Consider the following 13,713-nt stretch of genomic DNA (forward strand, 5'->3'; position numbering starts at 1 on the left):
TGTTGCCTGAAATATAATTTCGGCGATGCCACCAGGGGAATGCACATTGAATACCGGCCAGCCAGAACCTGCGCGCCTGCCCCTGTGGCGGCGCCTGCTGTGGCCGGTCGCCCAGGTCGGCTCGGCATTCAAGCTGACGGGCACGCACCTGCTGCACCACGTGATCGGCGCCAGCCTGATCGCCTCGCTGATGCTGGCGCTGGAAGGCTTTCACGTGCTCGAATGGCTCGATGCGGCCATGCTGCGCGCCAGCGCGGAACAGGGCCAGCTGCTGAAGCGGGGCAAGGACGCGGGCGCCGCCTACCGGCCCGGCATCATCGAGATCGACCAGCCCGCGTTCGAACAAGTCTTCGACGAGCGCGAACCGCTGGAACGGGCGCGCCTGCAGCAGCTGCTGGCGCAGGTGGCGCAGCGCGGCGCGCAGGTGCTGGCCATCGACCTGGACCTGGCGCCGGCCGTCTACGAGCAGCATGCGCCGGGCGAGCGGCCGCTGGACAGCCTGCTTGACGGCCTGGCCGCCGGCGGCCGGCAGCTGGTGCTGATCCTGCCCGAACAGTCTGACCGGAACGCGAACCTGCCGTGGCTGCGCGCGCGCTGCGCGGCCGGCATCCACTTTGCCAGCCCGCAGATCCGCGAGCGCATGGGCGCCGTCACGCGCATCGAGCTGAAAAGCCCCGTGCTGGGCGCCGTCGCGTTCGAGCTGGCGCATGGCGCGCAGCAGCAGGAGCACGAGCAGCCCATGCCGGCCGCCCTGTCGGAGCAAAAGCAAGGCTACCGGCTGGCCGACATGGTGTGCCAGCTGGCGCGGCGCGCGCGCAGCGAAAAGGAGTTGGCGCGCTGGGCCTTCGAACCCGTCATCCATGGCGACGCCCAGGATGCGGCGGAGCAGAATGCCGTCACGGCGCCGTTCCACCCGGCCGCCGTGGCACCCGCGTTTCTCGACCCCACGCGCGCTGGCGTGCGGCTCGTCGACGGCAAGGCGGGCGTGGCGGCCGATGCGCCGCGCAAGCAAGTCCTGTTCGTGGGCAGCACCTACGACGTGCGTGACCGCTACACCACGGCCGAAGGCGAGCAGGCGGGCCTGCACCTGCATGCGGCCGCCTACACCTCGCTGGGCATCGGCACGGCGGACGTGAACAAATACGTGGTCTTCGCCGCCGATATCGTCATCGGCGTGCTGCTGGGCTGCCTGTTCGGCGGCCTGTGGACCCTGTACGGCCGCGCCGAGCTGGCCATCGACAAGCGCATGGCGGATCACGACTTCAGCCGGCTGCACCGCATGGGCACCCTGGCCGAATTCTATGGCATCCGCCTGATGCTGGTGCTGGTGTGGGCTTCGCCCTTCGTCATCGGCGCGCTGGCCATCTACCTGTCGCGCGGCTTGCTGGAGCAGGGCTGGTGGGTCAATCCCGGCCCCCTGATCGCCGGCATGTTCCTGCACGCGATGTCCTTGCGCGACGAAGCGCACCACCCGCACGAGGAAGTGCCGGGCCTGTCCGTCTGGGCCCAGCTGCGCCGCACGCATCCGGGCATCGTGCTGGTGCAGGCGCCGCTGGCGGTGCTGCTGTTTATCATCGCCGTGATCTAGCGCAAGGGCAAGCCGGCCTGGAAGGGGCAACGGCGTGATAGCCCAAACGCAGGAGCCGATCCCGGCATTTGCGCCGTCGGGCGGGAAAAAAGATCAGCCCAGCAGCTTCAAGCCCGGCGGCAGCGCTTCGCCCAGCATGCGCTTCGTGTTCGCTTCGTCCAGCTGCGTGACTTCGCCCACCATGGACAGCCACAGGGGCGGGGCGCCCACGCCCTTCAGGCGGGCGAGGATGGTGGCGCGCAAGTCGTCGGCGATGTCGCGCGAGCGGTCGCCCGTCATGCGCGCCAGATGGGTGGCGGCAAAGGCGGCCGGCTCCGTCTTTTTCCAGTCCAGCGCCAGCAGCACGGCCAGCCATTCGGCCACGGTGGCGCTGTCGACCACCTCGTGTGCGCTGCCGTGGAAGGGCTGGCGCGCGCCGACCCTGGCCAGCGCCCACAGGGTGTTGGTATCCGCCGGCTCACCCTTCTTGCCGGCTTTGTCCAGGCGCTTCAGCAGCCAGGCGCCCACTTCCGCCTTGTAGGCGCCGGGAATGCGCTCCAGCGAGGCGCCCAGGCGCAGCATGTCGTCGTCGCTGCCATTGACCAGGGTGACGGGACGGCTGCCGCGCTGGGCCGCGTCGGCTTGCAGGTTGAAGGCGAAATCGTCGAGCAGGCGCAATTGCTGCTCCGTGCCCAGGCCGCCGGCCACGCGGCGCCACAGGGTCCACCATTCGGCGCACACCTGGCTGTCCTTGTGGTGCTGCACGCCCGCCTCGAACATGGCCCACAGCTGCTCGATGCGCCACGGGTCGAGCGCATCGCCATAGCCGGGACGCAGGCAGTAGCCGGCCAGGTTCAGCCACACCCGCTCATGCTCGGCGGAGCGGCGCCGGCCACGCGCGCGTTGTAGCAAGGCGTCGAACAGCTGGCGCAGCAGGGGCGTATCCCAGCTTTCGCGCCCGCCCAGTCCCCGTTCCAGGTGCTGGCGCAGCTGGCGCACTTCCTTGACTTCCACCTTCTGCGCCTTGCCGCCGAAGATGCGCTCGATTTTTTCGATGGCTTCCGTCACGCGCGACGGGACGCCGGCCGTTTCGCTTGCCGCGTCCTCTTCGCCGCGCAGCTGGAATTCCAGCAGCCAGCGGTGGCTGGCATCGGCTTCGGCCACGCAGTGCACTTCCAAAGTTCCTACCTCGGTCATGACTGTAGCCAGTTGCACCGTGATTTCGCGCTTGTCGCTGGCGTCCTGCTTGTCGTGCAGCACGCTGGCCAGCGGCGGCAGGCGCAGGTAGTCGCCCGCGTCCAGGTCGACGATGTCGCCCAGCCTGGGCGGCGCGCCCGCTTCTGCGATGGAGGAGGCCAGGTGAAAGCGCACGGGCCGGCCCAGGCGCAGGGCGAACAGGCGCTGCGTCAGGCGGATTTCTTCGTCGCTGGCGCTGCCGCGGGGCAGGATGCACACGGCGCGGCGGTCCTTGCCCGCCTCGCCCAGCACGAGGAAATAGCTGCGCGGCGAACCGCCGCCGATGCGCGGCGCCTGGCCGCGCCGGGCCAGCGCGTAGGCGACGGCGCCGCGCGCGACGGCCACGTCGGGGTTATCGTTATGCAGGATGGTGAGGGGCTGGCCCCGCCAGTGGGCCAGGGTGTCGGCCAGGCGGCGCGCCAGCGCGTCGGCGCGGAACACGCCGCCATTGAGCAGCAGCGTATCCGGCAGTGCTCCTTGCTGCTGTTGCAAAAAGCTGGCCAGGTGGCGCGTGATGGCCGCGTCCTGCGCATACGGCAGGCCGAATGCGACGATGCCGGCGCGGCCTTTTTTCGCCGTGTCGCCCGGTTCCCCCTTCGGGAAGAAGCCGTCGACCACCATGGCCGCCACCTCCTCGCGCGCGAGGTCAACGGAACGGCTACCGCCGATCAAACGCGATCCCGCGCCCAGTAAAGTCACGGTGGTGCTCTCGGGCGCGTCGGCGGAGAGCAGCAACTCCTTGGCAGCGCGGCAGCGCTCCATCAGCTGCGACAGGCGTGCGGCCGACAGCTTCATGCCGCCCTCGCTGCCGGCGGCCATGCGCGCTTCCACCAGATGGGCCAGGGCCAGGTCCATATTGTCGCCGCCGAGGATCAAATGGTTGCCCACGCTGCTGCGTTCCAGCCGCGCTTCGCCATCCGCGTCGAAGGCCACGTCGATCAGACTGAAATCGGTGGTGCCGCCACCCACGTCGCACACCAGGATGCGGCGCGTATTGGCCAGGTCGTCGCGCAGGGTGGCGCGTCGGCGCTGCAGGTAATCATAGAAGGCCGCCTGCGGTTCTTCCACCAGCCGCAAGGTGGGCAAGCCCGCCATGCGCGCCGCCTGCAGGGTAAGTGCGCGCGCACCCTCGTCGAACGAGGCGGGGATGGTCAGCACCAGTTCCTGCTCTTCCAGGGGCGCATGGGGGAAGTGGTGATTCCACGCGGCGCGCACGTGGGCCAGGTAGCTGGCGCTGGCCGTCACGGGCGATACCTTGGGCACGTCGGCGTCCGCGCCCCACGGCAGGATGGGCGCCTGGCGGTCCACGCTGGCATGCGACAGCCAGCTCTTCGCGCTGGACACCAGCCGGCCCGGCACCTGCGCGCCCAGCTGGCGCGCCAGGGCGCCCAGCACGGGCTGCGCCACGCCGGCCACGTCGTCCTGCTGCCACGGCAGTGGTAGATCGCCCGCCGCCAGCTCGCCGGGGGCGGGATGGTAGCGCAGCGACGGCAGCAAGGGGCGCGCGCCCACTTCGCCGGGCGCGACCAGCTGCTCGATGGCGAACAGGTTTATTCCTGCCTGCGCATCGCCAGCCGCGGCATACGCCACCACCGTATTGGTGGTGCCCAGGTCGATGCCGACCAGATAGGCCGGCTTGCCCGCAGCGCTGGCCATGCTTATTGCTGTGGCGTGCCGCGCACGTCGAATTCCACCTTCCAGCGCTCGGCGCCGTCAGGGGAGACGGCCAGCAGCTCCAGGGTGCCCGCTTCCGTCACGCGCGCATGCAGTTTGACCTGCACCACGTCGCCGGCCGAGCGGCCTTCGGCGGACAGGGTCGCCTGGATTTCGCTCAGCTCCTGCAATTCATCGGGACCCCAGAAGTCGAGCAAATCGCCGATCTGGTCGTTGCGGCGCGTGGACGAGGCGAAGAAGCGGAAGTGCACGGGTTCGCCCACCACCAGGCCGAATTGCTGGCCCGGCAGTTCCAGTTCGCTGCCTTCTTCCATGCCGAACGGCGCCACGCACAGGGCCTGGATGGGCGGCTCCATGCCGGGGATGGCCGGCATGGCCGATTCGATGGCCACGTAGAAGGAACTGGCCGTGCCGCCGCGGATGCGCACGCCATGGCCGCGCCGCACGTAGCTGTAGTAGGCGGCGCCACGGGCGACGGCCAGGTCCAGGTCGGCCCCGGCCAGCATGCGCGCCGGTTCCGCGCCTTCCATGTACAGCCAGTCGTTGACGGTGGCCATGATGCGCTGCACCAGCAGGTCGGACTTGAAGACGCCGCCGTTGAACAGCACGGCCGTCGGGTGCAAAAAGCTGGCGTCGGCCGACTGGCGGCCCGCGAAGCCTTCCAGTTCGCTGGTCGCCGCCACTTGGCGGCCCAGGAAGGCGGCCAGGTGGCGCGTGATGGCCGCGTCCTGCGCATACGGCAAGCCCAGTTGCGTCAGGCCGGCGCGCGTGCGCACGGCAGGGCGGCTCGACGCTTCCACCTGCGGGAAGAAGCCGTCGAGGATGAAGGTGGACACTTCCGCGCGCGTCAGTTCCGTGCGGATGGAGCCGCCGATCAGCTTGGAGCCGCGGCTGGGCACGACGATGGGCGCCGTGTCCATGCCGCTGTCGGCCAGCAGGCTTTCCTTGGCGCTGCGGCAGCCGTAGGTGAGGGCGCGCATCTGCCAGGCGTCGAGCTGGGTGCCGTTGGCGGCCAGTTTACGGGCCACCAGGTGGGCCAGGGCCAGGTCCATATTGTCGCCGCCCAGCAGGATGTGCTCACCGACTGCCACGCGGTGCGGTTCCAGCACGCCGTCGCGCTCGAGCACGGCGATCAGCGAAAAGTCGCTGGTACCGCCGCCCACGTCGACCACCAGGATGATGTCGCCCGGCTTGACTTCCTTGCGCCAGCGTCCTTCGCTGGTCTGGATCCAGCTGTACAGGGCCGCCTGCGGCTCTTCCAGCAGGGTCAGCGAGGTGTAGCCTGCCGCCTGCGCCGCTTCCATCGTCAGCTCGCGCGCGGCCGGGTCGAACGAGGCGGGTATCGTCACTGTGATTTCCTGCTCGGCGAACGGTGCTTGCGGGTGGGCGTTGTCCCAGGCCTGGCGCAAATGCGTCAGGTAGCGCGTGGCGGCCGTGATCGGCGAGATGCGCGCCACCTCAAGCGGCGCGTCGTTCGGCAGGATCGCCGCGCGGCGGTCCACGCCCGGGTGGCACAGCCAGCTTTTCGCGCTCGACACCAGACGGATCGGCGTGGTGGCGCCGCGGCTGCGGGCCATTTCGCCCACGACGAAGGGCGCTTCGGCTTCCTCGGTGACCCAGGGCAGGGCCAGGTCGCCCGCCGCCACTTCATCGGCGTGGGGCAGGTAGACGAACGAGGGCAGCAGCGACAATTCTTCGACGGTGCCCGGTGCCGACAGTTGCGGCACCTTCAGCACGCCGTGGCTGGACTTTTCGCCGTCGCTCTCGACCAGGTTCACGTACGACAGGGCACTGTGGGTGGTGCCCAGGTCGATGCCGATGGCGTAGCGCGGGGTGTTGTTCGTTGCGTCGTTCACAGTTCCACCTCGGCCGGTGCCAGGATGGCAGCGTCATGCTGCTCGCTCAGTTTCGGCAGGCGCACGCTGGAGGCGCGCCAGCCGCGGTGGCTGAGGGTGCCCGTGAATGGCGCGGAACCGACTACGTTGCCCGTCAGGCGCACGCTGGCCGAGTCAAAGCCTTCCTGCAGCACGATGCGGCTGCCCTCGGCTTCCTGGCGCACGGCCTCGATGGTGAAGTATTCGCGCATGACCTTGGCGCAGCCTTCATGCACGACGCGGGCGGCCGCGCCGATGTCGGCATCGGCATGGCTGCCCAGGTTTTCCTGGGTGAAGTCGATCAAGCGCGCTTCGCGTTGAAGCAGGGCCAGCAATTGTAGGGCCGCGTCCGGCGTGGCTTCTTTCAAAATGACGGGGGCGGCTGCCGGCGTTGGCACGGGTGCCGGAGCAGGGGCCACGGGCGCTACCGGCGCGGCCTCGGGCAGGGACAGCTTTTCCACGCGGGCCGCATAGGCGGCGTCCGACAGGGTGCTGAAGAAGGCGCCGAAGGCCAGCGGGACTCTGCGCCAGAACGATGGGTGGGACGATGAAGCGCTCATAGGGAACTCGTTTCTCTGATCTGTAGGGAGGCGTCGGCGGCGCGCCGGGTGGCGGGGCCGCTTCGCAAGGTGGTGCATGCGCCGGCCTGTTGCATTGGGGCCGGCAAGCGTTTGCCCGCATGATACCAGCTACGGCGCCGGCGCCAAAGCCGCCGGCGCCCGCTGCGCCTCGCCGGGGCAAGGATTTTCTTTGTTCCTGCGCAAGGAAACGGTGGATTTCCCGCCGCTTCGACTAAAATCCGGCATTGCTTTTTCACAAGACCTTTTCTCCCTGAACGCCATGACGACCGATTTTGCCCCGTATCTCGCCAGCAGCATGCATATCGACAGCGACCATCCGGCCGTGCGCGCCATCGCGGCCCGCTGCTTTGCCTTCGTGCGCGACGAGATCGCCCACAGCTGGGACTACCAGCGCAATCCCGTCACCTGCCGCGCCTCCGACGTCCTGCGGCACGGCACGGGATATTGTTATGCGAAGAGCCATTTGCTGGCCGCGCTGCTGCGCGCCAACGGCATTCCTGCCGGCCTGTGCTACCAGCGCCTGGCCGTGGGCGAAATCGGGCCGCCGTTCTGCCTGCATGGCTTGAACGCCGTGTACTTGCAAGAATTTGGCTGGTATCGCATTGATGCGCGCGGCAACAAGCCTGGCGTCGACGCGGCGTTTGTGCCGCCACGCGAGCAGCTGGCCTTTCCCGTGCTGGCGCCCGAGGAGCGCGACTTGCCGGAAATCTGGGCGCAACCATTGCCGCAGGTGGTCCTTGCACTGACGCACTACGCCACGGTACAAGACGTGGCCGCGCATCTGCCCGATGTTGAAATGTTGCCTTTGCGAAAATAATTAATAGAAAGAAATCATGAAAAAAGTCTATATATGCCTGTTCGGACTGTTGCTGCTGGCCGGTTGCGGCAAGGCTAACCGCTCTGTCCAATCCAGCGATACGCGCGTGATGACTGAGGGTAAAGGGCAAGATTACCTGGCCTATGAACATAACGTCGACGTGATGGCAGGGGAGGCGCAGGTACGGCCCCTGTACGAAAAAGTCGTGGCCGCCTGCAAGGCCGATACGGAAAACGGCTGTCTGTTGCTCGATTCCAGCATCGACGGCGGCCGCTATGTACACGCGCGCATCAGCATGCGCGCCAAGCCGGCCGGCATCAAGAAGATGATGGCGCTGGTGGGAAGCGAAGGCGAGATCACCAGCCAGGGCACGAAGGTGGAAGACCTGGGCCGCCCCGTGCTTGACAGCAAGAAGCGCCTGGAGATGCTGAAACAGTACCAGGCGCAATTGCAGGACCTGGAAAAGCGCTCGGGCACAAACGTCGATGCGCTGATCAAGGTGACCAAGGAGCTGGCCACCGTGCAAGTGGAACTGGAGCAGGCGACGGCGGCCAATGCCCTGTTGATGCAGCGCATCGACACGGACTTGCTGAACGTGGCCATCAGCGCCGAAGGCAAGCAATCGTTCTGGCGTCCCGTCAAGCGCGCGCTGGGCGATTTCACGGACAACCTGTCCGAAGGCGTGGCCAACGCCATCACGGCCATGGCCTACATCCTGCCGTGGCTGGTGGCTTTCGTGCTGCTGTTCCCGCTGGGACGCAAGGGCTGGCGCCGCCTGCGAGGCTTGCCGCGCAAGGATTAAAGCCTCCGGCGCACTGTTTTACGGCAATTTGAAACCTGGCTGCACAGTCCTTGTGCAGCCAGGTTTTTTTTCGTGCGGCATGGGGCGTGCGGCCGGCACTCGCTTGCACCACGGCATGGCACGCGCACCATGGCGCTCGCCTGTGGATGCTGGCATGCATTCTGCTTTAACAACATCGCAGGCCCATCCATTGATACTCATGCAGTTCCTCACTCAGGAGTCCACATGTCACGACGCATCATCTTGAAAGCGGCAGCAGCCGGCGCACTGGCCCTGGCCACGTCCATCACCATGCAGGCGGTCTGGGCCGCAGACACGATCAAGGTGGGCATCTTGCACTCCCTGTCGGGCACCATGGCCATTTCCGAAACGTCGCTGAAGGACGTGGCCCTGATGACGATCGCGGAAATCAATGCCAAGGGCGGCGTGCTGGGCAAGAAGCTGGAGCCCGTCGTCGTCGACCCGGCCTCGAACTGGCCTTTGTTCGCGGAAAAAGCGAGACAATTGGTGGCGCAGGACAAGGTGGCGGTCGTGTTCGGCTGCTGGACGTCCGTGTCCCGTAAATCCGTCTTGCCGGTGTTCAAGGAACTCAACAGCCTGCTGTTCTACCCCGTGCAATACGAGGGCGAGGAATTGGAAAAGAATGTGTTCTATACGGGCGCGGCGCCCAACCAGCAGGCGATCCCCGCCGTGGAGTACCTGATGAGCAAGGATGGCGGCGGCGCCAAGCGCTTCGTGCTGCTGGGCACGGATTATGTATATCCGCGCACTACCAACAAGATTTTGCGTGCCTTCCTGAAAAGCAAGGGAGTCAAGGATAGCGACATCAGCGAGGTCTACACGCCGTTCGGCCATGCCGATTATCAAACCATCGTCGCCAACATCAAGAAGTTTTCCGCCGGCGGCAAGACGGCCGTCATTTCCACCATCAATGGCGATTCCAACGTGCCGTTCTACAAGGAACTGGGCAATGCAGGCCTGAAAGCGACGGACGTGCCCGTCGTCGCGTTTTCCGTGGGCGAGGAAGAGCTGCGCGGCATCGATACCAAGCCCCTGCTGGGGCATCTGGCGGCGTGGAATTACTTTGAATCCGTCAAGAACCCCGTCAACGCGGCCTTCATCAAGCAGTGGAAGGCGTATGCCGTGGCGCAAAAGCTGCCGAACGCGGGTTCCGTCGTGACGAACGACCCCATGGAAGCGACCTATGTGGGCATCCATATGTGGGCGCAAGCCGTGGAAAAGGCGAAATCGACGGAGACGGACAAGGTGATCGCCGCCATGGCGGGCCAGAGCGTCAAGGCGCCGTCGGGCTTTACCCTGACCATGGATGCAACGAACCACCACCTGCACAAGCCCGTGATGATCGGCGAGATCAAGGCCGACGGGCAATTCAATGTCGTGTGGAAAACCAAGGAACCGATACGCGCCCAGCCGTGGAGCCCGTATATCAAGGGCAATGAGGGCAAGCAGAAGCTGTAGGCGCTGATATTTAACCCAGCAGCAACTGCCGGGGTCGGACCCTCAGGGACTAGGCGTCCCCATCCGACCCCAGTCCTCGCCTTTGGGGTAGGCGTTCGCCCCGTGCAGTTTTTCCATGGAACTTACAATGCGGTTCATCCCCAAACTGCTGGTCCTCGCCTGCCTGTTGCTATCCTCGCTGGCGCAGGCGGCCATCTCTCCCGACCTGCTCAAGCCGCTGGCCGGCGACGATCCCGACGCCAGGGTCGCCGCCGTGGCGCAGATCGCCGCCCTGGCCACACCCGAGGCCGCCAGGGTGCTGCAAGCCTTGCAGGACGATGCCTTGTATGCCGCACCCGACGGCACGGTGTACATCGTCGATGGCGAGCACGCCTACGATCCCGCCACGGGCCAGCTGGGTGCATTGCCCGACGGCATCGATGGCGTGATGGTCAACAACCGCTTGCGCGCGGTCGTGGCGGGAGCCTTGTCGGGCTTGCAGCTGCTGGCGCCGGAACGCGCCCAGCGGCTGGCTGCCGCGCAAGCCTTGCAAAAGGCAGTCGATCCCGCGCAGCCCCCCCTGATCCGCACGGCGCTGGCGCGGGAAAGCGATGGCGAGATCCAGCAGATCTTGCAGCTGCTGATCGCCAGCGCCAGCCTGCATGCGCCCGATGCCACCACGCGCAGGCGAGCCGTGCAGGCGCTGGCCGGCAGCAGCGACGCGCGTCTGCTGCCCGTGCTGCAAGCCATGCTCGAGACGGGGCCTGACGGCAAGGCGGGCGAGCCCGACGAAGCCGTGCAGCTGGCCGCCATCGAGACCATGCGCCAGATCAAGGGACGGGTGGCGCGCATGGAGTTCGCCGGCAATGTGTTCTACGGCATTTCGCTGGGCAGCGTGCTGCTGCTGGCCGCCCTGGGCCTGGCCATCACGTTCGGCTTGATGGGCATCATCAACATGGCGCATGGCGAACTGCTGATGATAGGCGCCTACACGACGTATTTATGCCAGCTGTTCTTCCGCAGCTACCTGCCCGGCGTGCAGGACTGGTACTTGCTGGCCGCCTTGCCGGCCGCCTTCCTCGTCGCGGGACTGGTGGGCGTGATGCTGGAGCGCACGGTGATCCGCTGGCTGTACGGGCGGCCGCTGGAAACCCTGCTGGCCACCTGGGGCATCAGCCTGATCCTCATGCAGGCGGTGCGCACCATCTTCGGCGCGCAAAACGTGGAAGTGGCCAACCCGGCCTGGATGTCGGGCGGCGTGACCGTGCTGGGCGGCCTCGTGCTGCCGTACAACCGCCTGGCCATCATCGTCTTCGCCATCGTCGTCGTGGCGGCCGTATGGCTGATCTTGAACAAGACAAGGCTGGGCCTGTTCGTGCGGGCCGTCACGCAAAACCGCCGCATGGCCGACTGCGTGGGCGTGGCCACGGGCAAGGTCGACATGCTGACCTTCGGCCTCGGTTCCGGCATCGCGGGGCTGGGCGGCGTGGCCCTGTCGCAGCTGGGCAACGTGGGGCCGGACCTGGGGCAAAGCTATATCGTCGATTCCTTCATGGTGGTGGTGCTCGGTGGCGTGGGCCAGCTGGCCGGCACCGTGATCGCCGCGCTGGGCCTGGGCGAAGTCAACAAATTCCTCGAACCGGTGGCGGGCGCCGTGCTGGCGAAGATCGCCATCCTCGTGTTCATCATCATTTTCATCCAGCGCCGGCCGCAGGGCCTGTTTGCCATGAAGGGACGCAGCGTCGAATGATTACCTCCCATCCCATCAAGCCTGGCCTCTTCACGCGGCCCGTGTGGCTGGCCATTGCCGGCTGCACGCTGCTGGCGGCGCTGTTGCCGATCTTTAACCTGGCGTTTGCCGAAGGGCATGCGCTGCACGTCTCCGCCTACACGGTGGCGCTGGTGGGCAAGTTCATGTGTTACGCGCTGGCCGCGCTGGCACTGGACCTCGTCTGGGGCTACACGGGCATCTTGTCCCTGGGCCACGGCGTGTTCTTTGCCCTGGGCGCGTATGCGCACGGCATGTACCTGATGCGCGCCATCGGCGGCGAGGGCCAGTACCACAGCAGCTTGCCCGATTTCATGGTCTTTCTCGACTGGAAAACCTATCCGTGGTACTGGGCGTTTACGGAACACTTCTGGTATTGCATGGCCCTCGTCGTGCTGGTGCCGGGCGTGCTCGCCTTCGTGTTCGGCTATTTCGCCTTCCGTTCGCGCATCAAGGGCGTGTATTTTTCCATCATCACGCAGGCGATGACGTATGCCTTCATGCTCTTGTTCTTCCGCAATGACACCGGCTTTGGCGGCAACAACGGTTTCACGGATTTCAAGACCATTCTTGGTTATAGCGTCACGGCGCCCGCCACCAAGGCCGTGCTGTTTTTGCTGACCCTGGCCATCCTGCTGGCGGCCCTGGTCGGCGCGCGCGCCATCGTCACTTCCAAGCTGGGCAGGGTGCTGCAGGGCGTGCGCGACAGCGAGGCACGCTTGATGTTCCTCGGCTACAACCCGCTGTGGTTCAAGCTGTTCGTCTGGACCCTGTCCGCCGTGCTGTGCGGCATCGCCGGTGCCCTGTACGTGCCGCAGGTGGGCATCATCAACCCGTCCGAGATGTCGCCGGCCAATTCCATCGAGATGGTCGTGTGGGTGGCCGTCGGCGGACGCGGTACCTTGATCGGTCCCATCCTGGGCGCCTTCACCGTCAACGGCTTGAAAAGCTGGTTCACGGCCGCCTTGCCGGAGCTGTGGCTGTTCGCGCTGGGCCTGCTGTTCATCGGCGTGACCCTCTTCATGCAGCAGGGCATGCTGGGCGTGTTGCGCAAGCTCAAACGCAAGAAAGCCGCAGTCGTGGCAGAGGAGGCCGCATGAGCATCCGCATGTTGCCCGGCATGGCCAGCGCCGAGGCGGGCGCCACGTATTCGCGCGTCAAAGGCGAGGGCGTCGATACGACGCATGGCGCCATCCTGTACCTGGAGGAGGTCAGCGTGTCCTTCGACGGCTTCAAGGCCATCAATAAGCTGAGCCTCGACATTTCCGTGGGTGAGTTGCGCTGCATCATAGGCCCGAATGGCGCGGGCAAGACGACGATGATGGACGTGATCACGGGCAAGACGCGCCCCACCTCCGGCACGGCCTGGTTCGGCCAGACCATGAACCTGGCGACGATGACGGAAGCACAGATCGCCCACGCAGGCATCGGCCGCAAGTTCCAGCGCCCCACCGTGTTCGAACAGCACACGGTATTCGACAACCTGGAGCTGGCCATGAAGATGGACAAGCGCGTGGCGCCCACCCTGTTCGCCCGCCTCACGTCGGAACAGGCGGGCCGGATCGAGGCCATCTTGCGCCTGATTCGCCTCAACGGCCACGAGGCGCGGCTGGCGGGCTTGCTGTCGCACGGGCAAAAGCAGTGGCTGGAAATCGGCATGCTGCTGATGCAGGAGCCGCAGCTGATCCTGCTGGACGAACCCGTGGCCGGCATGTCGGACGCGGAAACGGCGCGCACGGCGGAACTCCTCAATGAGCTGCGCGGCAAGCATTCCATCATGGTGGTCGAGCACGACATGGGGTTTGTTGCGGACATTGCCCGGCAAGGCATCGTCACCGTGCTGCACGAGGGCGCCGTGCTGGCGCAGGGGCGCATGGACGAGGTGCAAGCGGACGAGCGCGTCATCGAAGTCTATCTGGGACGGTAATGGGGAGAT

Annotated in this window: 10 protein-coding genes; 7 read left to right on the forward strand and 3 right to left on the reverse strand. The window is 66.4% G+C overall.

Annotated features, from left to right (window positions below; genetic code table 11):
* The first annotated feature begins 46 nt into the window (after positions 1-46).
* Entirely contained in the window at positions 47-1,588 is a 1,542-nt protein-coding gene (locus AC07VL_RS07575; RefSeq protein WP_494805285.1) for a CHASE2 domain-containing protein, read from the forward strand.
* A 93-nt stretch (positions 1,589-1,681) separates the two neighbouring features.
* On the opposite strand, the gene AC07VL_RS07580 is transcribed toward AC07VL_RS07575, so the two are convergent.
* Genes AC07VL_RS07580 through AC07VL_RS07590 form a run of 3 tightly spaced genes read right to left on the reverse strand, consistent with a single transcriptional unit; the run spans position 1,682 to position 6,911 of the window.
* Positions 1,682-4,459, reverse strand: a complete 2,778-nt coding sequence (locus AC07VL_RS07580; protein ID WP_494805286.1) for an Hsp70 family protein — start codon at positions 4,457-4,459, stop codon at positions 1,682-1,684.
* A 2-nt stretch (positions 4,460-4,461) separates the two neighbouring features.
* Positions 4,462-6,333, reverse strand: a complete 1,872-nt coding sequence (locus AC07VL_RS07585) for an Hsp70 family protein (RefSeq protein ID WP_494805287.1) — start codon at positions 6,331-6,333, stop codon at positions 4,462-4,464.
* Positions 6,330-6,911, reverse strand: a complete 582-nt coding sequence (locus tag AC07VL_RS07590) for a DUF2760 domain-containing protein (protein WP_494805288.1) — start codon at positions 6,909-6,911, stop codon at positions 6,330-6,332. Before AC07VL_RS07590 ends, AC07VL_RS07585 begins: the two co-directional genes overlap by 4 nt.
* A 280-nt stretch (positions 6,912-7,191) precedes the next feature.
* Here AC07VL_RS07590 and AC07VL_RS07595 point away from each other — a divergent pair, with 280 nt between their 5' ends.
* From AC07VL_RS07595 to urtD, 6 genes are all read left to right on the forward strand, one after another.
* Positions 7,192-7,749 (forward strand): transglutaminase-like domain-containing protein, encoded by a 558-nt coding sequence (locus AC07VL_RS07595; protein ID WP_494805289.1) that lies wholly within the window; start codon positions 7,192-7,194, stop codon positions 7,747-7,749.
* 16 nt (positions 7,750-7,765) lie between these two features.
* Entirely contained in the window at positions 7,766-8,551 is a 786-nt protein-coding gene (locus AC07VL_RS07600; protein WP_494805290.1) for a DUF4349 domain-containing protein, read from the forward strand.
* 225 nt (positions 8,552-8,776) lie between these two features.
* Complete coding sequence (urtA, locus tag AC07VL_RS07605) at positions 8,777-10,030, forward strand: urea ABC transporter substrate-binding protein (RefSeq protein WP_494805291.1); 1,254 nt, start codon at positions 8,777-8,779, stop codon at positions 10,028-10,030.
* 127 nt (positions 10,031-10,157) lie between these two features.
* Complete coding sequence (urtB, locus tag AC07VL_RS07610) at positions 10,158-11,759, forward strand: urea ABC transporter permease subunit UrtB (RefSeq protein ID WP_494805292.1); 1,602 nt, start codon at positions 10,158-10,160, stop codon at positions 11,757-11,759.
* On the forward strand, positions 11,756-12,877 hold the full coding sequence (urtC, locus tag AC07VL_RS07615) for an urea ABC transporter permease subunit UrtC (protein ID WP_494805293.1): 1,122 nt from the start codon (positions 11,756-11,758) through the stop codon (positions 12,875-12,877). Before urtB ends, urtC begins: the two co-directional genes overlap by 4 nt.
* The gene (gene urtD / locus AC07VL_RS07620; protein ID WP_494805294.1) at positions 12,874-13,704 is read left to right on the forward strand and encodes an urea ABC transporter ATP-binding protein UrtD; all 831 of its coding nucleotides are present in this window, start codon (positions 12,874-12,876) and stop codon (positions 13,702-13,704) included. Before urtC ends, urtD begins: the two co-directional genes overlap by 4 nt.
* Positions 13,705-13,713: the final 9 nt, after the last annotated feature.

It is taken from the genome of Janthinobacterium sp. GW821-FHT03C08, from assembly GCF_059420905.1.